Below are 20570 nucleotides of genomic sequence, written 5' to 3' on the forward strand. Positions count from 1 at the left end.
CACGGACCGTGCCGCGCGCGGACTACACCGGCAGGCCGCTGATGCTGCCGCCGTTCACGCCGCCCAGCAGCCCGCCGATCGGGCCGAGCGAGCCGGTGAGGCCGGACAGCGGGTTGTTCGGGCCGAGGTCGGCGCCGCCGAGGCGGTTGGCCGAGCCGTGCTCGGCCAGGCCCAGGACGTCGGCGCCGGGCAGGCCGCCCGGGACGGCGTGCTCGACCGAGCCGAGCGGCAGCGCGCGCTCCACCGAGCCCAGCGGGAGCGCGTCGGTGACGGCGTTGGTGCCGGGGACGGCGCCGGAGAGCTTGTCGGCGCCCGGCAGGGCCTGCGCGACGCCGCCCGCCTGGGCGAGCCCGCCGACCGGGCTGGAGCCGGCGTTGGCGCTGCGGGTGCCCATGCCCTTGCCGGTGACGGCCTCGCCGACCTTGCCGGCCAGCGCCGAGGCGACCTTCGGGGTGACGGCGGAGAGCTGGCCGGTGGTGGCGGCGGTCTGGTCGACCGGGGCGGTCAGCGAGCTGGCCTTCTCGTTCGCCTCGGGGAGCTGGTGGGCGACGATGTTGCCGGCCGCGTCGGCGGAGGCCGGTACGCCGGCGGCGACGGTGGCCGCGCCGGTGGTGCCGGCCGCCTGGCCGAGCTGGTGGGTGGTGTGCTGCAGGGTGGAACCGGTGTCGGTGTTGGTCAGCTGGCCCAACGGCGCCGCGAGGTCGCTCTTGGGCAGCAGGGCGTCCCCGCCCAGTGCGGACGCGGAGCCGGCCGCGACCAGCGGGGTCGCTCCGGCCGCCACGACGAGCGCGGCCTGGGCGATCCGACGCGTGAGGGGGTGAGACATGGGGCTCCTCGAAGGGGTCTGGGTCCGTCCCGTCCGCCCCTGGGACCGGGCGTGGACGACCGGGCGGACGACGTTGTTACCGCTTGAGAAGCCAGAAGGTTTCGGTCGGTGCAAGGAAACTTCCTGACCGACCATCGGATCGTAGGACTGCGGCGATGGTGCTCGCCGGACCCCGCCGGACGCCACCGGACCGGCCCCGGCCAAGGGGAGTGACGGTTCTCCGGCCGGGTCGCCGGAACGGGCGGCCGGTCCACCGGGGTTGACCGGAATCACCCGTCCGGCGGCAACCCGAACGTCAGTGCGTCATCCCTTGTCGGACGGGGCCAGGGTGACCTGGACGAGCTTGGTCGAGGTGCCCGAAGGCTGCGGCTGCCAGCCGTCCCCCGACTTCGTCTTGCGCCAGATCTTGCCGTCGTACGCGACCGTCGCGATGCCCAGCTGCTGGGCCTGGGCGACCGCCCAGTGGGCCACCTCCCAGCCGCTGGCCCGCTCGGCGTTCGCCCCGCCGTCGGCACCGGCGCCGGCGTCGGCGGAGGTCAGCGCGGCGGTCGCCGGGTCCGGGGTCAGCGAGACGGCGTTCTCGGCGCCCTTGATGGTCGAGGCGTAGCCGGTGGCCGGCGTGACCGTGCGGCCGAACTCCCGGCGCACCCGCTCGGACAGCACCTGGGCCCGGTCCGGTGCCGCCGCCGGGGTGGCGGAGGCGCCCGCGGTGGGGGAGCCGCCCGGGGTGGCGGAGGAGGAGTCCTCCGGGTCCGGCTTGGCGTAGTCGTGCACGATGCAGGAGAAGGACCCGGGCTCCCGGCCGGCCAGCGCCGAGGTGAGCAGCGTCGCCTTGGTCTCGTGCTTGGCGTAGGCCTGCGGGTAGCCGCTCTTCTGCACCGCCTGCGCGGCGTCGGTCAGCGGCAGCCGGGTGTAACCGGGGACCTTGACCAGGCCGTCCAGGAACTTGTTCGTGGCGTACACCGGGTCCGCGATCTGCGCCGGGGTGCCCCAGCCCATCGACGGCCGCTGCTGGAACAGGCCGATCGAGTCCCGGTCGCCGCCCGCGAGGTTGCGCAGCTTGGACTCCTGCATGGCGGTCGCCAACGAGATCGTGGTGGCCCGGTCCGGCAGCCCGCGCGAGCGCGCCACCGCGGCGATCGTGGCGGCGTTGGCGGCCTGCGGCAGCTCCAGGGTGCCGTTGCCGGCGGCGGTCTTCACCGTGCAGCCCTCGGACTCGCCCGGCTTGAAGCCGAACCACCAGATGCCGACCACGGCCAGGCCCGCGACCAGTGCGAGCCCGAGCAGCCCGACGATCACCATCAGCAGCGCGCGCAGCGGCCCGCGGCGGCGGGCGGGCGTCTCGTCCTCGCCCTGCTCCTCGCTGCTCCTTCTCCTGGCCACCGTCGCCCCTCTCGCGCCTGCACCTTGATCCGACACCGTACCCACTCGGACGGATGTGCGGCGCCCCCCGGTTGCTGCTATTCGCCCGCTCGCCTCCGGGCCGCTCGGATCCGGTGCCGACGGTCGGCGCTCCAATGCCCTCGTTCCTCGGGCCTCCTCGCTTCTCCCTTTCGGCACCGGCGCGGCCCTTCGGCTCGGGGCGGGGAAGCCGACCCGTGTCACAGAGCGACCACGGAGGGCATCCGGCGCGCGGACTAGGCTGGCGCCATGAGCAGCCCGAACCCGACGCCCCTGGACCTCACTCTCGACGGCGGCGCGCTGACCGCCCGCCTGGTCGACTTCCCCTCGGTGAGCGGCGACGAGCAGGCGCTCGCCGACGCCGTGGAGGCCGCGCTGCGCGGCTACCCGCACCTCACGGTGGACCGGTACGGCAACAACGTGGTCGCCCGGACGACCCTGGGCCGCGCCGAGCGGGTCCTGCTGGCCGGCCACCTGGACACCGTGCCGATCGCCGACAACCTGCCCTCGTACGTCGACGGGGACCTGCTCTACGGCTGCGGCACCTCGGACATGAAGTCCGGCGTGGCGGTCCAGCTGCGGCTCGCCGCCACCCTGCCCGAGCCCAACCGGGACCTCACCTTCGTGTTCTACGACTGCGAGGAGGTGGAGGCCCACCGCAACGGCCTCGGCCACCTCGCCAAGGAGCGCCCGGAGTGGCTGGCGGCCGACTTCGCGGTGCTGATGGAGCCCAGCGGGGCGATGGTCGAGGGCGGCTGCCAGGGCACCCTGCGGGCGCAGGTCCGGCTCACCGGGGTGCGCGCCCACGCGGCCCGCAGCTGGCTCGGCGACAACGCGATCCACCACGCCGCCGAGGTGCTCGGCCGGCTCGCGCGGTACGAGCCGCGCCGGGTGGAGATCGACGGCCTGGAGTACCGCGAGGGCCTGAACGCGGTGCGGATCGACGGCGGCGTGGCCGGCAACGTGATCCCGGACGAGTGCGTCGTCACGGTCAACTTCCGGTACGCGCCGGACCGTAGCGAGGCGGAGGCGGAGAAGCACGTGCGCGAGGTCTTCGACGGCTTCGAGCTGACCGTCACGGACTTCGCCCCGGGCGCCCTGCCCGGCCTCTCCCAGCCGGCCGCGCAGGCCTTCCTGGCGGCCACCGGCGGCCAGGCCCGGGCCAAGTTCGGCTGGACGGACGTCGCCCGGTTCAGCGCGCTGGGCGTCCCGGCGGTCAACTACGGCCCCGGCGACCCGAACCTCGCGCACAAGCGGGAGGAGCACTGCTCGCTGAGCGCCATCGCCGAGACCGAGCAGCGGCTGCGCGACTGGCTCACCGGCTGAGCGCCCGGCCGGCCGGCTGAGCCCGTGGCTCCGGACAGCTGATCCGATCACCGGTCGAACGCCACCTTCCGGTTGCCGAACCGACCTTCCCCCGTTGCCTGAAATCGGGGGAAGGCGGGCGTAGGGTTTCGTCATGACAGGCACAGGAGACGAAAAGCAGTACGGGCACGGCCCCGAGCAGGTCGGCGTGCCGCGGAAGAAGAAGGCCTGGCCCGAGAAGCAGAAGGGCCCGGTGCTGGTGCGCCGGGACCAGGTCGGCACGAGCACCACGGACCAGCGGCTGCTGGACACCACCGGCCCCACCGACTGGCTGCACACCGACCCGTGGCGGGTGCTGCGGATCACCTCCGAGTTCGTCGAGGGCTTCGGTGCCCTCGCCGAACTCCCTCCCGCGATCAGCGTCTTCGGCTCCGCCCGGACCCCGGCCGACTCGCCCGAGTACGAGGCCGGCATGGCCATCGGCCGGGCCCTCGCCGAGGCCGGCTACGCGGTGATCACCGGCGGCGGCCCGGGCGCGATGGAGGCCGCCAACCGGGGCGCCTCCGAGGCCGGCGGCCTCAGCGTCGGGCTCGGCATCGAGCTGCCCTTCGAGCAGGGCCTCAACGAGTTCGTCGACCTCGGGCTGAACTTCCGTTACTTCTTCGTCCGCAAGACGATGTTCGTGAAGTACGCGCAGGGCTTCGTGGTCCTGCCCGGCGGCCTCGGCACCCTGGACGAGCTGTTCGAGGCGCTCACCCTGGTGCAGACGAAGAAGGTCACCCGCTTCCCGGTGATCCTCTACGGCACCGCGTACTGGGGCGGCCTCTTCGAGTGGCTGAAGAACACCCTGGTCGCGCAGGGCAAGGCGGCCCCGCACGACCTGGAGCTGTTCCACATCACCGACGAGCTCGACGAGGTCATGAAGATCCTGGCCGACGCCCGCCGGCCCGCCAACGAGATCTAGGCGCTTCCCGGGCCACGCGCGCGAGCGAGCGTCGTCACGAGGCGAGCCGAGCGCCGTCAAAGGTGCTCAGGCCAGCCCCCGGCGGGCGACCGCCGGGGGGCGGGTACCCCGGATCGAGGCGACCATGTCCAGCACCTGGCGGGTCTCCGCGACCTGGTGCGCCCGGTAGACCCGTGCGCCGAGCCAGGCGGAGACCGCTGTGGTCGCCAGGGTGCCGAGCAGCCGCTCGTTCACCGGCTTGTCCAGGGTCTCGCCGACGAAGTCCTTGTTGGAGAGCGAGACCAGCACCGGGAAGCCGGTCGCGGTCATCTCCGGCAGCCGCCGGGTCGCCTCCAGCGAGTGCCGGGTGTTCTTGCCGAAGTCGTGGCCCGGGTCGATGATCACCGCGTCCCGCCGTACGCCCAGCTCCACCGCGCGCTCGGCCAGTCCCACGGTGACCCGCAGGATGTCCGCCATCACGTCCTCGTACCCGGTCCGGTGCGGACGGGTGCGCGGCTCGGCGCCGCCGGCGTGGGTGCAGACCAGCCCGACGTCGTGGCGGGCGGCCACCTCGGCGAGCTTCGGGTCCACCCCGCCCCAGGCGTCGTTCAGCAGGTCCGCGCCCGCCTCGCAGACCGCCTCGCCGACCTCGTGCCGCCAGGTGTCCACGCTGATCACGGCCTCGGGGTGGCGCTTGCGCAGCTCGGCCACGAAGGGCACCGTGCGCCGCAGCTCCTCCTCGACCGTGACCTCGTCGCCCGGCCCGGCCTTCACCCCGCCGATGTCCAGGATCGCCGCGCCCTCGGCCACCGCCCGGTCGGCGGCCGCGAAGGCGGCCTCGTCGGCGAAGGTCGCGCCCTTGTCGAAGAACGAGTCCGGCGTCCGGTTGACGATCGCCATGATCACCAGTTCGTCGTCACCGAATTCCCGCGGTCCCAGGCGCAGTGCCACCGATGTCTCCTCCAGAGCTCCTGCGGGTGCGATGATGGCCCCCGGCCTCACTAAGGGACCATGCTGTCATGATCAGTCTGGTTCCCTGGCACCTCGACGAAGGCCGACCGGGAGTTCGGGAGGACAGCTCGTGTTCTGGGTGATCGTGGTCGCCATGGCCGTGGTGGTCGGCGGCGCCGCCCTGGTGGCGCTCGGCGGGGGCGGCTCGATGCCGGAGGCGGTCCCGGACCGCATCTCCGCACGGCTCCCGCAGGACCGCCCGCTGGGCAAGGCGGACGTGGACGAGCTGCGCCTGCCGATGGCGCTGCGCGGCTACCGGATGGACGAGGTGGACGACGTCCTGGACCGCCTGGGCGCCGAACTCGCCTACCGCGACGCGCGGATCGCCGAGCTGGAGGCCGCCGCCCACCTGCGCGGCGCGGTCGAGGCGACCGGCGCCCCCGACCCGGCGGCCGAACCGCTGCCCGGCCTGGAGCAGTTCGCCAAGGTCGTCGAGCCGGCCGTCGCCCTCACCAAGCCGTCCTTCACCGAGTCGTCCGCCGACGAGCCGGTCCCGGCCCCCGAGGACGCGAAGCCGGTGACGGAGCAGTGACGGCCCCGGCGGACGGCGCGGTGCTCGGCGCGGACGGGCTGCGGCGCTGCGCCTGGGGCGATTCCACCGACGACTACCGGGTCTACCACGACACCGAGTGGGGCCGTCCGGTGCACGGTGACGACGCGCTGTTCGAGCGGGTCTGCCTGGAGGCCTTCCAGTCCGGCCTGTCCTGGCTGACCATCCTGCGCCGTCGCGAGGGCTTCCGGGCCGCGTTCGCCGGCTTCGAGATCGCCAGGGTCGCCGAGTTCGGCGAGGCCGACAAGGAGCGGCTGCTCGCCGACGCCGGGATCATCCGCAACCGGGCCAAGATCGAGGCGGCGATCGCCAACGCGCGGGTCGCCCGCGACCTGGACGGTGGTCTGGATGCGCTGATCTGGGGTTTCGCCCCTGAGCCGGACCGGCCGGCCCCCCGCCGGCTGAGCGAGGTGCCGGCCGTCACGCCCGAGTCGACGGCGCTGGCCAAGGCGCTGAAGAAGGCGGGTTTCCGCTTCGTCGGCCCGACCACCGCCTACGCCCTGATGCAGGCCTGCGGCCTGGTGGACGACCACCTGGCGGACTGCCACGTCCGCACCGGCCGCACCGGCGCGAAGTAGCCGGGGGCCGACGGGCCCCCGGCGGTCTCAGCGGCCCACGTACTTCGGCTTCTCCTTGGCGATGAAGGCGCGCACCGCGATCCGGTGGTCCTCGCTCTCGCCGGCCAGCGTCTGCAGCTCGTCCTCCTTGTCGAGGAGTTCGGACAGCGAGTGCGAGGCGCCGTACGCCAGCGACTCCTTGATGGCGCCGTAGGCGACGGTCGGGCCCTCGGCCAGCTCGCGGGCGAAGACCCGTGCGGTGGCGGCGAGTTCCTCGGCCGGCACCACCTTGGTGGCCAGGCCCAGCTCCATCGCCTCGGCGGCCTTGACCGTCCGGGGCAGCATCAGCAGCTCGGTGGCCTTGGCGTGCCCGACCAGGCGGGGCAGGGTCCAGGAGGCGCCCGAGTCGGCGGTGAGGCCGATCCCGGCGAAGGCGGTGTTGAAGCCGGCCCGGTCGGACAGGATCCGGAAGTCGCAGGCGAAGGCCAGCGAGGCGCCCGCGCCGGCCGCCACCCCGCCGACGGCGGCGACGGTCGGCTTGCGCATCCCGGCCAGCGCCCGGGTCAGCGGGTTGTAGTGCTCGGCGACGGTGCGCAGCGCGCCCTCGCCGGTCTCCTCGGCGCGCTTCAGCAGCGCCAGGTGCTCGTTCAGGTCCTGCCCGACGCAGAACGCGCGCTCGCCCGCCCCGGTCAGCAGCACCGCCCGCACCGCCGGGTCCTCGGCAGCGGCGACCACGGTGTCGCGCAGCGCGACCTTGGTGGCGACGTCGAGGGCGTTCATCGCCTCCGGACGGTTGATGGTGATCACGGCCAGGCCGCCGTCGAGCTCGTACAGCACGGAGTCGGACATGGGTGAGGGCTCCCTGGTGATCGTCGTGGTGTCGGTGTCGTGTGTCAGGATGCCGGAGCATGCGGTGGCCTGGGGAGTGTGAGGTATCGCACCTTCCGGCCGCGTCCACACCGCCGCCACGCCGGGGCTTATGACGTGAATTGGGGCGGTTGGGTGCGGTCCGGCCGAGGTTGCACCGAGAGTGATGTTGGTCATCAGCCCGTGGCATGCGGGATAATGGCTTCCGATCAATGCGTTCGATACCGGCGGTGGACGGACTGCCGGTGCGTAGCTGAGCGGTTGCAGGAAGGGGAACGAGCATGGCGGCCATGAAGCCGCGGACGGGTGACGGCCCGCTCGAAGTCACCAAAGAGGGACGGGGCATCATCATGCGCGTTCCGCTCGAAGGCGGCGGGCGCCTTGTGGTGGAGCTCACGCCTGACGAGGCCGACGCCCTGGGCGAGGCCCTGAAGAAGGCCTGCGGCTGACCGCAGCGGGTGCTCACCATCTCCCTGGAGATGTGCTGCCGGGCCCGGGTACGACGTCATGTCGGCCCGGGTCCGCGCGTTTTCCGGCCCGCCCGGACCCGCTCGCGGCGGTGGACCGGCGTCTGACGGCCCCCCGGCGCCCGGCGGTGCCCGGCGGGTCGTCGCCTAGCGTTTGACCGCGCAGAGCAGGCCGTCCGAGACCGGCAGCAGGGCCGGCAGCAGCGCCTCGCTCTCCCGTACGTCCCGGACCAGGTCCCGGACCGCGCCGGTCTGCGGGTCCTGCAGCTCCGGCTCGGCCAGCCGGCCCTCCTGGAAGACCCCTTCGAAGCAGACCATCCCGCCCGGCCGCAGCAGCCGCAGCGACTCCAGCAGGTACTCGCGCGACTCGGCCGGATCGCCGTCGCAGAACACCAGGTCGTACTGGCCGTCGGCGAGCCTGGGCAGCACGTCCAGGGCCCGGCCCGGTATGAACCGGGAGCGGTTGGCCGCGAACCCGGCCGCCTGGTACGCCTCGCGGGCCAGCTGCTGGCGCACCGGCTCCGAGTCGACCGTGGTGAGCACGCCGTCCGGCCGCATCCCGCGCAGCAGGTAGACGCCGGACACCCCCGTGCCGGTGCCGATCTCGGCCACCGCCTTGGCGTCCAGCGCGGCCGCCAGGAGGCGCAGACAGGCCCCGCCGCTGGGGCCGATCGCGCGTATGCCGGTGCGCGCGGACTGGGCCCGGGCGTAGGTGAGCACCGCGTCCTCGCCCACGTAGGTGTCGGCGAGGGCCGCTCGCGCGGGCCCGAACTCGCTGATGGCTGCCTCTTTCGGAGCCCCGGGTGGCGGCCCGGTGCCGGGGGATGTCGATATTTCCTGCCACAGATTACTGGCCGGGCGGGAACCGCGTACTGCGGCGGGCCGTTGTGATGAAGGACCGGGTGCGGGAGACCTCCCGGGCACTTTTATCCGGGCTTGACGGGTGAGGTGGATATGGTGGTGGCCCTGCTGGGCAGAAGAGCCGACCGAGGAGGTGTGGCCGAGGGCGACGTCCCCGTGCGGCGGCACTCCCGCGGCACCGCGTCGATCCGTACGCCGAAGCCCGTGATGAACCAGCCTGCGCACTCCGACCTGGACCAGCCCGCCGCCGTGACGCCGGCCGCCGGGACCGCCGAGGCCCCCGCCCTCGCCACGTTCGCCGAGGGGCCTGACGCGCAGACCTGGACTCCGCCCTCCTGGGAGGAGATCGTCGAGGCGCACAGCGCCCGCGTCTACCGGCTCGCCTACCGTCTGACGGGCAACCAGCACGACGCCGAGGACCTCACCCAGGAGGTCTTCGTCCGGGTGTTCCGTTCGCTGTCCACCTACACCCCCGGCACGTTCGAGGGCTGGCTGCACCGGATCACCACCAACCTCTTCCTGGACATGGTCCGCCGCCGCCAGCGCATCCGTTTCGACGCGCTCGGCGAGGACGCGGCCGAGCGGCTCGCCTCCCGCGAGCCCAGCCCGGCCCAGCACTTCAGCGACACCCACTTCGACGCCGACGTGCAGCAGGCCCTGGACACCCTGGCGCCGGAGTTCCGCGCCGCCGTGGTGCTCTGCGACATCGAGGGCCTGTCGTACGAGGAGATCGCCGCCACGCTGGGCGTCAAGCTCGGCACCGTCCGCAGCCGCATCCACCGCGGCCGCTCGCACCTGCGCGCCGCGCTCAAGCACCGCGCCCCCGGCTCGGCCCCCGGCCGTGAGCGCCGCGGCGGCTCGGAGGAGCCGGTGCCGGTCGGCGTCGGCGCGGTCGAGGCCGCGGTCGCGCCCGGTGGGCGCGGACGGAGGCGATCGTGAGCGGAACCAGCCGGTCCGGCTCGGACCGTCCGGACACGTCCGGCCGGTCCCTGTCCCGGCGGAGCTGGGCGCTGCCGGGCCGTCGCGGTGCCGACGACCCCGGTGAGCCCGTGCTGCCCGCACTGGCGCTGCCCGCCGACACGGCCCTGCACGCGCTGCCGGTACGGCCGGTGGAGCCCGCCGCCGAGGAGCACCACCTCGGGGACCGCCTCTCCGCGTTCCTGGACGGCGAACTCGGCCACGACTCGCGCGAGCGCGTCCAGGCGCACCTGGCGACCTGTCCGCAGTGCCTCGCCGAGGCCGACGAGGGCCGGGGCGTCAAGCACCTGCTGACCCGCACCGCCCCGCCCGGCCCCTCCTCCGCGCTGATGGCCCGGCTGATGGCCGTCGGCAACCTCCCCGAGGACGACCCGGCGGGCGGCGACTGGCCGTCCGGGCGCGGGCGCCGCGATGACGACGACGACCTGCCCGGCGGCGGGGTCGCCGCCACCGGCACGCTCGGCGGCAGCCGGCTCACCGGCGGCTCCTTCGGCCGCGGCGCCGGGGCCTCCTTCGGCGCGGGCGCGCTGGGCGCCGACGCGCCCGTGCCCGGGGTCGACCCGCGGGCCTTCGGCCGCGGCGCGGTGCTGCGGCCGCTGATGGGCCGGCGCACCGCCCGTCCCGAGCCGGACGCCGGACCGGACCCCGGGGTCCGTACGCAGCCGTCCGCGGCCGCCCTGCGCCCCCCCGCGCGCGGGCGCCGCCTGGTCTTCGCCGCCGCGGGCGCCTTCTCGGTCGCCGCGGTCACGCTCGGTGGCGTCGGCGGGCTTTCCCCGCAGGGCGAGGAGCGGCACGGCACCACCGTCAGCCCGGCCGGCGGCAACGTCGGCACCGGCCGCGGTGGCGGGCTCGTCCCGATGAACGCGCAGGTCCCGGTGGACTTCCCCGGCCGCCCGGTCGCCGCGACCCGCGGCGCCTCCCCGCCGCCCACCCCGGAGCGCTTCCTCGGCGGCATCGCCGCCCTGCGCCAGCAGACCCGCTAGAGCGCCCCCGGAGGGCGCCGGCACCCGGGCTCGACGCACCAGGCCACCGGCAGGTCTTTACCACGGCTTCATCGCAGCGTGGACCAGGGACTCGCCGGTGGCCATTACCCTGTAGGAACCGTCGTCCGGCGAGCTAGGGAGCAAAGGTGTTCAGCGACGTAGGCGGGCTGGAGATCCTCACCCTGATCGTCATGGCGATCATCATCTTCGGCCCGGACAAGCTCCCGAAGCTGATCCAGGACACCATGGGCTTCATCCGGAAGATCCGTTCCTTCGCCGACAACGCGAAGGAGGACATCCGCAGCGAGCTCGGCCCCGAGTTCCAGGACTTCGAGTTCGAGGACCTCAACCCCAAGACCTTCGTCCGCAAGCAGCTCATGGGCGGCCAGGAGGACCCGCTGGGCCTCAAGGACATGAAGGACTCGCTGGACATCCGCTCCGTCCTGGACGACAAGCCCGCGGCGCCGGTGAACGGCCGCACCGGCAGTGTCAGCTTCGAGAAGTCCGCCGCCCCGGCACCCGCCTCCGCGGGGGTCCCGCTGGCGGCCGGCGAGCGGCCCCCGTTCGACCCCGACGCCACCTGACCCGTCCTCCAGGGCGCTCCGGCAGCGCGCCACCGCCCCGCCCGGCCGCCCGGCTGAGCGGGGCGGTGGTGCGTGCGCCGCTATTGTGCTGATTGTTCCCGCTGAGCCGTCCGTCACATTCCGCACTGTCGCGGACCAGGAACGGCCCCCGGGAACGCCGCGGTACGCCACCATGGGAGCGCGCCACGGCAGGCAAACGTGCGTTTGAGGAGGCCCGGGGATGGACGCGACGAGTCAGACGGGAGGGGCGACGGCCACGGCCGGCGGCCCGGTGGTCGGCGGACAGGCCGGCCCGGCGGACCCGCTGGTGCCCTACCTGTCCGCCGACTTCCCCTGGTACGGGCTGGACGACGGCTGGACCGGCCGCCGCTACCTGATGCAGGCGGGCGCCGGCACCCGCGCCACGGGCAGCGTCGACTACGGCTCGCTCGGCCACGGCGACGAGCCGGCCAAGCAGTACGAGCCGCGCGACATGCGGAAGTTCGCGGCCGTGGTCACCGTCGCCCGCCGCGACAGCCGGCGCAGCGCCGACAACACCGGCACCCTGGAGGCGACCAGCGCCTCCTCCGCGGCCTGGCTGGCCGGCTCCGGCCTGCTCGCCGCGACCTGGCCGGGCCAGCTGGACCGCGCGCTGCGCCAGGACTGGCTGGACCAGCAGAGCAGCCTCGCCTGGGACCTCGCCGACGACCTGGCGGGCCCCGGCTGGTCCACCCTCAGCCTGCCGGTCAACGGCCTGCCGCAGCCCTTCCGCTACCGCGAGTCCGAGTACGGCTGGGTGCTGGCGGGCGAGGCCCCCGGTGTCCTGCTCGGCGCCTACGGCCGCGGCGTCAGCGCCTACGGCGTCGGCTTCTGCACCGTCCCGGACCTGGGCAGCTACACCAGGCCGTAGGACTCGCGGGTACGACGGAGGGGGCCGGTGATCATCACCGACCCCCTGCTGTCACTCGCCCGCTCGCCTCCGGGGCGGGGCGGGCGTCACCGCCTCAGAACTTGTTCTTGGGCGTCAGTCCGAGCGACATCCCGGACAGTCCGCGCTGGCGGCCGCCGAGCTTGCCGGCCACCGCGCGCAGGGCGGCGCCGGCTGGGGAGTCGGGCGCGGCGAGCACGACCGGGCGGCCGTCGTCGCCGCCCTCGCGCAGGCGCACGTCGATCGGGATCGAGCCGAGCACCGGGACGGTCGCACCGACCGTGCGGGTGAGCGCGTCCGCGACGGTCTGGCCGCCGCCGGTGCCGAAGACGTCGATCATCTCGTCGCAGTGCGGGCACGGCATGCCGGACATGTTCTCGATCACGCCGACGATCTTCTGGTGGGTCTGCACCGCGATGGTGCCGGCCCGCTCGGCCACCTCGGCGGCGGCCATCTGCGGGGTGGTGACGATCAGGATCTCCGCGTTGGGGACCAGCTGGGCCACCGAGATCGCGATGTCGCCGGTGCCGGGCGGCAGGTCCAGCAGCAGCACGTCCAGGTCGCCCCAGTACACGTCGGCGAGGAACTGCTGGAGCGCGCGGTGCAGCATCGGGCCGCGCCAGACCACCGGGGCGTTGCCCGGGGTGAACATGCCGATCGAGATGACCTTCACGCCGTTCGCCTGCGGCGGCATGATCATGTCCTGGACCTGGGTCGGCTTGCCCTCGACGCCCAGCATGCGCGGCACGCTGTGGCCGTAGATGTCGGCGTCCACGACGGCGACCTTCAGGCCGTCCGCGGCCATCGCGGCCGCCAGGTTGACGGTCACCGAGGACTTGCCGACGCCGCCCTTGCCGGAGGCGACGGCGTAGACGCGGGTCAGGGTGCCCGGCTTGGCGAACGGGATCTCCCGCTCGGGGGCGCCGCCGCGCAGCAGCTGGGAGAGCTCCTTGCGCTGCTCGTCGCTCATCACGTCGAGCTCGACCTCGACGCCGGTCACGCCGGCCACCTTGCCGACCGCCTCGCGGACCCGGGTGGTGATGGTGTCGCGCATCGGGCAGCCGGAGACCGTCAGGTAGACCGCGACGCGCACCGCGCCGCCCTCGGCGATCTCGACCGATTTCACCATGCCGATCTCGGTGATCGGGCGGTTGATCTCCGGGTCGTTGACGGTCGCCAGCGCCTGGCGTACGGACTCCTCCGTGACGCCGGCCGCGACCTCTGTCTCGTTGGCCATGCCTTGATGGTACGGCGCCGGGCGAACCGCTTAACCCGCCGGTAGCGTGCCGCCGGTCACAGCGGCTCGGGGGCGTCCCGGCGCTCCTCGATCTCCCTGAGCAGGGACTGCAGTTCGGAGCGGATACCGCTCATCTCGGAGGCGATGAAGGCGCGGGTGGCCACCTCGCCGAGTCCGTGCCGCAGGGCCGCGACCTCCCGGGTGAGGTACTCGGTGTCCGCGATGTTGCGGTCGCTGCGGGCCCGGTCCTGCTCCATGTTGACGCGGTCCCGGTTGTCCTGGCGGTTCTGCGCCAGCAGGATCAGCGGGGCCGCGTACGAGGCCTGCAGCGACAGCGCCAGGGTCAGGAAGATGAACGGGTACTCGTCGAAGCGGACGGTGGCCGGCAGCAGGGTGTTCCACGCTATCCAGACGACCACCACCACCGTCATCCAGACGATGAACCGCCCGGTGCCGAGGAAGCGGGCGATCCGCTCGGAGAGGACGCCGAAGGCCTCCGGGTCGTAGGAGGGCAGCGAGAGCAGGCCGGGCCGTTCGGTGCGCGGCTGGTCGAGCCGGGTGCGGCCGGTGCCGGTGATCGGGGTGGTCTCGGCCCGCCGTTCGCGGCCGCCCTCGCGGGTGCGCAGCTCGCGCAACTGGCGGAGCTGGCGCAGCTCGCCCTGGAGGCGCCGGCGCGCCGAGTCGTCCGGGCGGCCGTTGCGGTCACCGTCCACCGGTCACCCCTTCCCTGTGGTCCTGCCGGTCGTGCCGGTCCTGCCGGTCGTCGTCGGCGTGCAGTGCGGCGTCGCGCCAGTCGTCCGGCAGCAGGTGGTCGAGGACGTCGTCGACGGTCACCGCGCCGAGCAGGTGGTCCGCCTCGTCCACGACCGGCGCGGCGACCAGGTTGTAGGTCGCCAGGTAGCTGGTGATCAGGGACAGCGGGGTGTCCGGCGGCAGCGGGTCCAGGTCGTCGTCGACGAGCGAGCCGACCAGGACGTACGGGGGTTCGCGCAGCAGCCGCTGGAAGTGCACGGTGCCCAGGTAGCGGCCGGTCGGGGTCTCGTTCGGCGGGCGGCAGACGAAGACCTGGGCGGCGAGCGCGGGCTTGTGGTCCCTGATCCGGACCCGGGCCAGCGCCTCGGCGACCGTCGCGTCCGGCTCCAGGACGACCGGCTCGGTGGTCATCAGACCGCCGGCGGTGTCCTCCTCGTAGGTCAGCAGGCGGCGCACCGGCGCGGCCTCGTCCGGCTCCATCAGCTGGAGCAGCCGTTCGGCCTCGTCGCCGGGCAGTTCGGAGAGCAGGTCGGCGGCGTCGTCCGGGTCCATCGCCTCCAGGACGTCGGCGGCGCGCTCCTCCTTGAGCTTGCCGATGATCTCGACCTGGTCGTCCTCGGGCAGCTCCTCCAGGACGTCGGCCAGCCGCTCGTCGTCCAGCGCGGCGGCCACCTCGGCGCGGCGCTTGGCGGACAGGTGGTGCATCACGCTGGCGAGGTCGGCGGGGCGCAGCTGCTCGAACGTGGCGAGCAGGTTGGCCGCGCCCTGGTCCTGCTCGGGCAGCGAGAAACCGGTGACGTCCTGCCAGTCCAGGGTGAGCCGCTCGCCCTTGCCCTTGCGCAGCCGGCCGGCCCGGCCGAGCTGGACGAAGACCTTGCTGATCTCCCACTCGCGCAGCCGGGTCTGCACCATGCCGACGTCCAGCACGGTGACGTCCTCACCGGTCTTGGACCAGGTGACGGTGCGGTCGAGCAGTTCGGCGAGGACCAGGGTCTCGGACGGGCGCTGCTCGAAGCGGCGCAGGTTGATCACGCCGGTGGTGAGCACCTGGCCGGACTCCAGGCTGGTGATCCGGGTCATCGGCAGGAAGATCCGGCGCCGGCCGACCACTTCGACCACCAGACCGAGCACGCGCGGCGGGCGCCCGCCGAGCCGCAGCGAGACGACCACGTCCCGGACCCGGCCGACCTGGTCGCCGTTCGGGTCGAAGACCGCGATGGTGGACAGGTGGGAGATGAAGACCCGGGTGCTTGGCCCTGCCATGAACTCCCTCGACTCGCTCGACGCCGTTCGCGGTGCGCGGGTGTCGCCGGGGCGCACCCGGGGCCAAATCTACCCGCGAGTGCGGAGCCCGGCCCGACGAGGCACCGTAGCGGTCCTCGGCGACCTCGGCGTGAACCTTTAACGGCGCTTGAACAGCAGTTTGGGCAGGCCGGCCGGGATCGGGCGGCGGGTGGTGGCCCCGGTGGGCATCGGCTGGGCGGCGTGCGAGCCGTCCGGCATCGCGCCGGGGTGCTCGGTGAGCGGCCCGGTGGGCTCCAGCCGCAGCACCCGGCACTCGCGGGCCCAGCGCTCGGTGATCGTGTCGGTGTCGGGCGCGTTCAGCCGCTTGCCCTTGAGCTCCTCGACGGCGCCCAGCCAGGCCTCGCCGCCCGGCGGCAGTTCGACCACCCGGGCGCTCCAGCCGGTCAGCCGGCCGCCCTTGTCCTTGCTGCGGACGGTCACCACGGCCCCGGCGCCGGGGGTCAGACCGTGCAGCGGCTGCTCGCCGCCCTCGCCGACCACCACGACCGCGCCGTCGTGCCAGGCGTGCCACAGCGGCCGGGCCTGCTCCTGCCCGTCCGCGCGCACCCAGAGCAGACCGGACTTCTTCGCGGCCTCCTCCAGCAGGGCCTGGTCGAGGAAGGCGTCGGCGGGCGCGGCGGCGGGCGTACGGTCCATGGCCGACAGCGTACGGGTTTCCGCCCCTTTCCCGTCCGCCGGACGTCTCAGCCCCCGGGCGACAGTTCCATTGGCGCGCCACGGGCCTTACCGTATGAGCCGCCCCAGCCACCGCGACCAGCAGAGGAGCGCCGTGCCCGCCGCCCGGCCCGCGACCGCCCCCGCCCCCGCTTCCGCACCCGCCGCCGACGCGCGCCCGACGCACCCGCTCCCCACCCTCGACCTGCTGCTGCTCGCCGTCTCGATCGGCGGCATCTCGCTGTCCGGCCCGCTGATCAGCGCCACCGCCGCGCCCGCGCTGGCGATCGCCTTCTGGCGCAACGTCATGTCGGTGGGCGTCCTCGGCCCGTACGCGCTGCTGCGCCACCGTGCCGAACTGCGCGGGATCGGCCGCCGGGCGTTGCTGCTCGCGATCGCCGCCGGGACACTGCTCGGCGTCCACTTCGCGCTGTGGATGCCCAGCCTGCGGATGACCTCGGTGGCCTCGGCCACCGCCCTGGTCACCACCACCCCGCTGTGGACCATCCTGCTGATGCGGCTGATGGGCGTCCGGGCGCCCCGAATGGTCTGGCTGGGCACGGTCGTGGCCTTCGCCGGCGTGCTGGTGCTGACCGGGGTCGACCTGTCGCTCTCCCCCCGCGCGCTGCTCGGCGACGCGCTCGCGCTGGCCGCCGGACTGGCCGCGGCCGGGTACATGCTGCTGGGCGCCGAGGTCCGCAAGACCGTCAGCACCACCGGGTACACCCTGGTCTGCTATGCCACCACGGCGGTGGTCCTGCTCGGCATCTGCCTGGTCGCCGGGACCCCGCTGGCCGGGTGGCCGGCCGGGGTGTGGTGGCAGATCGTGCTGCTGATGGTCGCCGCCCAGCTGCTCGGCCACTCGCTTAGCAACCGGGTGGTGCGCACCCTCGGACCGTCGGTCACCTCCACCGCGATCCTGCTGGAGACCCCGGGGGCGGCGCTGATCGCGGCCCTCTGGCTGGGGCAGTGGCCGCCGGCGGCCGCGTACCCGGCGGTGGTGGTGATCCTGCTCGGGCTGGTCCTGGTCGCCCGCGGCGGTCGGCGCTGACGCCTGCCGCGGTCGGCGCCGACGCCTGCCGCGGTCGGCGTGAGAGCCCGCAGAGCCGCCGGAGCCGTCAGAGCCAGCCGTTGCGGCGGAACCCCCGGTACATCCCGACGCAGATCAGCACGATCGCGCCGAGCACCGTCGGGTAGCCGTACTTGTGGTGCAGCTCCGGCATGTACTCGAAGTTCATGCCGTAGACGCCGGTGATCATGGTGGGCACCGCGAAGATCGCCGCCCAGGCGGTGATCTTGCGCATGTCCTCGTTCTGCGCCACCGAGACCTGCGCCAGGTTGGCCTGCAGCAGCGAGTTCAGCAGCTCGTCGAAGCCGTGCACCTGCTCGGCGACCCGGGCCAGGTGGTCGGCGACGTCCCGGAAGTACTTCTGGATGTCCGGGTCCACCAGGCGCTGCAGCGGCTCGGACAGCTGCTGCATCGGGCGCAGCAGCGGTACCACGGCGCGCTTGAACTCCAGGACCTCGCGCTTGAGTTGGTAGACCCGGCCGACGTCGGAGCTGCGGCCGCCCTTGGCCGAGAAGACGCCGTACTCGATCTCGTCCACGTCGTTCTGCAGCCGCTCGGCGACCAGCAGGTAGTTGTCCACCACGTGGTCGGCGATCGCGTGCAGCACCGCTGCGGGGCCCTTGGCGAGCAGCCCGGTCTCGTCCGCGTCGGCCTCCAGGCGGTGGCGCAGCTCCTGGAGCGAGCCGTGGCCGCCGTGCCGGACGGTGATCACGAAGTCCCGCCCGGCGAACACCATCAGTTCGCCGGTCTCCACCACCTCGCTGGTGGGCGTGAGCTGGTCGTGCTCGACGTAGCGGATCGTCTTGAAGACGGCGAACAGCACGTCGTCGTAGCGCTCGACCTTGGGCCGCTGGTGCGCGTGCACCGCGTCCTCGACCGCGAGCGGGTGCAGCCCGAAGCGCTGGGCGATCCCCTCGAACTCCGCCTCGGTCGGCTCGTGCAGCCCGATCCAGCTGAACGAGCCGGTGCCCTCCGGGAGTTGCTGCTCGGCCTTGACCCGGCGGGCGGCCTCGCGCGGGCTGCAGGTCACGCCCTTGCGCTTGCCGTGCTGGTAGACCGCGCAGTCGACGACCGCCGAGCCGGCGCCCTCGGGCAGGACGTCGTACACCCCGGACGCGCCGCGGCGGCGGTTGGTGCGGACGGCGGCACGCAGGCTGTTGATCATCGACATGGCAGGCTCCCAGGGGCAGGGAGCCGTCGCAGGGCGGCGCGGAAGGAGAAACGTTCGGCCGCGGTACGACGGCGAAGAACACCGGTGACAGGGGGATGGATGTGCTCTCCCGGCCGGTCCGTCCGCCGTGGGCCTGCGCCCGGGGCTACCGCGGCTGAATCAGCCGATTGGGCCTGCGGGGCGCGGGGTACGGGGAAGTCGGGGCCGGGCAGAGCTGCCGGTACTGCATGGTCGGCCGGTATCCACCGCAACCACCTCCTTCGCGCCGCCGCCCCGGAACGGAAGAATTCCGGTGGCCAGTCGCTCACCCTAACATCTGACCGGCCATCGGCGCCGAGGGGTTCCCCAGGCTTTACTGGTCCTTGACGGGCCGACCCTCCGGGACGCCCGCACGCGGCCCCCGTGCCCCCGCGGGTTACGCTCACCGGCATGGCCCACGACTTCCCGCTCTTCGGCGATCCCCACGGCGGCAGCTCCCCGGAGCTCTCCCGGGAGGCGGTGCTGGCCGCCGTCGAGGCCCGGCTGATCGCCACCTTCGGCGAACCGAGCGGCCGCGCCGCGGTCACCTTCCTCGGCACCGACCGGATCGAGGTGCTGCGCTTCGGCCCCGACGCCGAGGGCCTGGTGCGGTACGCCACGCTCGGGATGGCCGCCGCGCCGATGGCCGACCCGACCGCCGCGGTCGCCGACCAGCTGCGCGGCCCGCGCGTCGAACTGCTGCTGACCGTGCGCGGCGGGCGCGACGGCGTCCTGCGCAGCCTGGCCACCTTCGCCGCGACCCCGCAGGTCGAGGGCCTGGTGGTGGCCCCGGGCGGTTCGCTGGACCTCGGCGCCCCGCTCTGGGACGGCGCGCCCTTCACCTCGGTGCTGGCCGCCGAACCGGGCGGTCTGGTCGAGGACCTGGAACTGGCCGAGCCGGCCGAGCCGGTCCGCTTCCTGCCGCTGCTGCCGATGACGCCCAACGAGGCGGGCTGGAAGCGGGTGCACGGCGCGGCCGCGCTCCAGGAGCGCTGGCTGAACCAGGGCACCGACCTGCGCGATCCGGAGCGCCGGGGCGTCCGGCTGGACTGACGGGGGCCGGCGGCGTTCCTTGCTGACGACCGCTCAGGCAGGTCGTGGGCGGGTCCCGTTCAGCGGGACCGGCCAGGGCGTGCGGGGTGCGCCCACACGCCCCCGCTGCGCCCCGCGCACCGGAGCGCGGCGGTCCGTACGCTCAGCGCTCGATCGGCTTCGCGCCGGTGGCCTGCGCCAGCAGCGCCTCGTACACCGCCGGGTCGGTGGTGTGCTCGCCGAGCCGGACGGTCTTGCGGGTGCCGTGGTAGTCGCTGGAGCCGGTGACCAGCAGGCCCAGCTCGCCGGCCAGACCGCGCAGCCGCACCCTGGTCTCCTCGTCGTGGTCGGTGTGGTCGACCTCCAGCGCGGCCAGCCCGGCCGCCGCGAGCTCGGCGATCACCGCGTCCGGGACCGTCCGGCCGCGCTTCACCGCGCCGGGGTGCGCGAACACCGGCACCCCGCCGGCCGCCCGGACCAGCCGGATCGCCTCGATCGGGTCCGTCTCGTGCTTGCGGACGTCCGCCCGGCCGCCGTTGGCCAGCCACTGCGGGGTGAAGGCGTCCGAGACGGTGGCCACCACGCCCGCCTCGACCAGCGCGCTGGCGATGTGCGGCCGGCCGACCGAGCCGGCGCCCGCGATCCGTTGCACCTGGTCCCAGTCGATGTCCGCGCCGAGCTCCCGGCAGCGCTCGACGATCGCCCGCCCGCGCCGGAACCGGTCGGTGCGCACCAGCTCCCGCTCGGCCGCGAACTCCGGCTCCTCGGGGTCGAACAGGTACGCCAGCAGGTGCATGCTGACGCCGTCCACCACGCAGGACAGCTCGGCGCCCGGGACGACGGTCAGCCGGGTGCCCCCGGGCAGCGCGTGCACCGCCCCGGCGGCCTCGGCGTGGCCGGCCACGGTGTCGTGGTCGGTGAGCGCCACGACGTCGAGGCCCGCGGCGACCGCCGCCGCGACCAGCTCGGCCGGGCTGTCGGTGCCGTCGGAGGCGTTGCTGTGGGCGTGCAGGTCGATGCGCACGGGGCGGCTCCTGGGGGCTCGTGGGTGCCGCCAGGATAGGCCGTCCGGGCGAGCCCGGCCGGGGTCG

The 20570-nt window shown here is 74.0% G+C and carries 22 protein-coding genes; 11 read left to right on the forward strand and 11 right to left on the reverse strand.

Features of this window, described 5'->3' with window-relative positions:
- Positions 1-22 precede the first annotated feature (22 nt).
- Both IE332_RS40865 and IE332_RS10930 read right to left on the reverse strand, forming a co-directional pair.
- Complete coding sequence (locus IE332_RS40865; RefSeq protein ID WP_229928511.1) at positions 23-826, reverse strand: hypothetical protein; 804 nt, start codon at positions 824-826, stop codon at positions 23-25.
- Between the two features lie 303 nt (positions 827-1129).
- Positions 1130-2128, reverse strand: a complete 999-nt coding sequence (locus IE332_RS10930) for a VldE C-terminal domain-containing protein (protein WP_444542939.1) — start codon at positions 2126-2128, stop codon at positions 1130-1132.
- Positions 2129-2476: 348 nt separating this feature from the next.
- On the opposite strand from IE332_RS10930, the gene dapE reads away from it, so the two are divergent.
- Positions 2477-3553 (forward strand): succinyl-diaminopimelate desuccinylase, encoded by a 1077-nt coding sequence (gene dapE, locus IE332_RS10935; protein WP_189915592.1) that lies wholly within the window; start codon positions 2477-2479, stop codon positions 3551-3553.
- A 133-nt stretch (positions 3554-3686) separates the two neighbouring features.
- Positions 3687-4496 carry an LOG family protein gene (locus tag IE332_RS10940; RefSeq protein ID WP_189915593.1) on the forward strand — a complete coding sequence of 270 codons (810 nt, stop codon included), beginning with the start codon at positions 3687-3689 and terminating at the stop codon, positions 4494-4496.
- A gap of 66 nt (positions 4497-4562) precedes the next feature.
- Here the strand turns inward: IE332_RS10940 and folP are convergent, their stop codons facing one another.
- Entirely contained in the window at positions 4563-5375 is an 813-nt protein-coding gene (folP, locus tag IE332_RS10945) for a dihydropteroate synthase (protein ID WP_189915837.1), read from the reverse strand.
- Positions 5376-5556: 181 nt separating this feature from the next.
- Here folP and IE332_RS10950 point away from each other — a divergent pair, with 181 nt between their 5' ends.
- Both IE332_RS10950 and IE332_RS10955 read left to right on the forward strand, forming a co-directional pair.
- Complete coding sequence (locus tag IE332_RS10950; protein ID WP_189915594.1) at positions 5557-6018, forward strand: DivIVA domain-containing protein; 462 nt, start codon at positions 5557-5559, stop codon at positions 6016-6018.
- Positions 6015-6614 carry a DNA-3-methyladenine glycosylase I gene (locus tag IE332_RS10955; protein WP_308437552.1) on the forward strand — a complete coding sequence of 200 codons (600 nt, stop codon included), beginning with the start codon at positions 6015-6017 and terminating at the stop codon, positions 6612-6614. The genes IE332_RS10950 and IE332_RS10955 overlap by 4 nt, the downstream gene beginning before the upstream one ends.
- A gap of 27 nt (positions 6615-6641) precedes the next feature.
- On the opposite strand, the gene IE332_RS10960 is transcribed toward IE332_RS10955, so the two are convergent.
- Positions 6642-7442 (reverse strand): enoyl-CoA hydratase-related protein, encoded by an 801-nt coding sequence (locus IE332_RS10960; RefSeq protein ID WP_189915595.1) that lies wholly within the window; start codon positions 7440-7442, stop codon positions 6642-6644.
- Positions 7443-7741: 299 nt separating this feature from the next.
- On the opposite strand from IE332_RS10960, the gene IE332_RS10965 reads away from it, so the two are divergent.
- On the forward strand, positions 7742-7909 hold the full coding sequence (locus tag IE332_RS10965) for a DUF3117 domain-containing protein (protein WP_014137929.1): 168 nt from the start codon (positions 7742-7744) through the stop codon (positions 7907-7909).
- A 165-nt stretch (positions 7910-8074) separates the two neighbouring features.
- Here the strand turns inward: IE332_RS10965 and IE332_RS10970 are convergent, their stop codons facing one another.
- Complete coding sequence (locus IE332_RS10970; protein ID WP_189915839.1) at positions 8075-8707, reverse strand: O-methyltransferase; 633 nt, start codon at positions 8705-8707, stop codon at positions 8075-8077.
- Positions 8708-8995: 288 nt separating this feature from the next.
- Between IE332_RS10970 and sigE the strand changes: the two genes are divergently transcribed.
- The 4 genes from sigE (at position 8996) to IE332_RS10990 (ending at position 12222) form a co-directional block, all read left to right on the forward strand.
- On the forward strand, positions 8996-9727 hold the full coding sequence (gene sigE, locus IE332_RS10975) for an RNA polymerase sigma factor SigE (protein WP_373313705.1): 732 nt from the start codon (positions 8996-8998) through the stop codon (positions 9725-9727).
- Positions 9724-10749: a zf-HC2 domain-containing protein gene (locus tag IE332_RS10980; protein ID WP_189915596.1), complete on the forward strand. Its 1026-nt coding sequence runs from the start codon at positions 9724-9726 to the stop codon at positions 10747-10749. The genes sigE and IE332_RS10980 overlap by 4 nt, the downstream gene beginning before the upstream one ends.
- Positions 10750-10895: 146 nt before the next feature.
- Positions 10896-11333 (forward strand): sec-independent translocase, encoded by a 438-nt coding sequence (locus IE332_RS10985; RefSeq protein WP_189915597.1) that lies wholly within the window; start codon positions 10896-10898, stop codon positions 11331-11333.
- 220 nt (positions 11334-11553) lie between these two features.
- On the forward strand, positions 11554-12222 hold the full coding sequence (locus tag IE332_RS10990; protein ID WP_189915598.1) for a hypothetical protein: 669 nt from the start codon (positions 11554-11556) through the stop codon (positions 12220-12222).
- Between the two features lie 94 nt (positions 12223-12316).
- On the opposite strand, the gene IE332_RS10995 is transcribed toward IE332_RS10990, so the two are convergent.
- From IE332_RS10995 to IE332_RS11010, 4 genes are all read right to left on the reverse strand, one after another.
- The gene (locus tag IE332_RS10995) at positions 12317-13477 is read right to left on the reverse strand and encodes an Mrp/NBP35 family ATP-binding protein (protein WP_189915599.1); all 1161 of its coding nucleotides are present in this window, start codon (positions 13475-13477) and stop codon (positions 12317-12319) included.
- Between the two features lie 56 nt (positions 13478-13533).
- Positions 13534-14130 carry a DUF1003 domain-containing protein gene (locus tag IE332_RS11000; RefSeq protein ID WP_373313706.1) on the reverse strand — a complete coding sequence of 199 codons (597 nt, stop codon included), beginning with the start codon at positions 14128-14130 and terminating at the stop codon, positions 13534-13536.
- Between the two features lie 49 nt (positions 14131-14179).
- Complete coding sequence (locus tag IE332_RS11005) at positions 14180-15493, reverse strand: magnesium transporter MgtE N-terminal domain-containing protein (protein WP_189915600.1); 1314 nt, start codon at positions 15491-15493, stop codon at positions 14180-14182.
- A 138-nt stretch (positions 15494-15631) separates the two neighbouring features.
- Positions 15632-16171, reverse strand: coding sequence for a hypothetical protein (locus IE332_RS11010; protein WP_189915601.1), 540 nt, complete (start codon positions 16169-16171; stop codon positions 15632-15634).
- 94 nt (positions 16172-16265) lie between these two features.
- Here IE332_RS11010 and IE332_RS11015 point away from each other — a divergent pair, with 94 nt between their 5' ends.
- Positions 16266-17240: a DMT family transporter gene (locus IE332_RS11015; RefSeq protein WP_189915602.1), complete on the forward strand. Its 975-nt coding sequence runs from the start codon at positions 16266-16268 to the stop codon at positions 17238-17240.
- A gap of 67 nt (positions 17241-17307) precedes the next feature.
- On the opposite strand, the gene corA is transcribed toward IE332_RS11015, so the two are convergent.
- On the reverse strand, positions 17308-18429 hold the full coding sequence (gene corA, locus IE332_RS11020) for a magnesium/cobalt transporter CorA (RefSeq protein WP_189915603.1): 1122 nt from the start codon (positions 18427-18429) through the stop codon (positions 17308-17310).
- Between the two features lie 429 nt (positions 18430-18858).
- On the opposite strand from corA, the gene IE332_RS11025 reads away from it, so the two are divergent.
- On the forward strand, positions 18859-19500 hold the full coding sequence (locus IE332_RS11025; RefSeq protein ID WP_189915604.1) for a suppressor of fused domain protein: 642 nt from the start codon (positions 18859-18861) through the stop codon (positions 19498-19500).
- Between the two features lie 142 nt (positions 19501-19642).
- Here IE332_RS11025 and IE332_RS11030 read toward each other — a convergent pair whose 3' ends face one another.
- Positions 19643-20503 (reverse strand): PHP domain-containing protein, encoded by an 861-nt coding sequence (locus tag IE332_RS11030; RefSeq protein ID WP_189915605.1) that lies wholly within the window; start codon positions 20501-20503, stop codon positions 19643-19645.
- Positions 20504-20570 lie beyond the last annotated feature (67 nt).

This window comes from Kitasatospora xanthocidica, from assembly GCF_014656195.1.
Classification (GTDB): domain Bacteria; phylum Actinomycetota; class Actinomycetes; order Streptomycetales; family Streptomycetaceae; genus Kitasatospora; species Kitasatospora xanthocidica.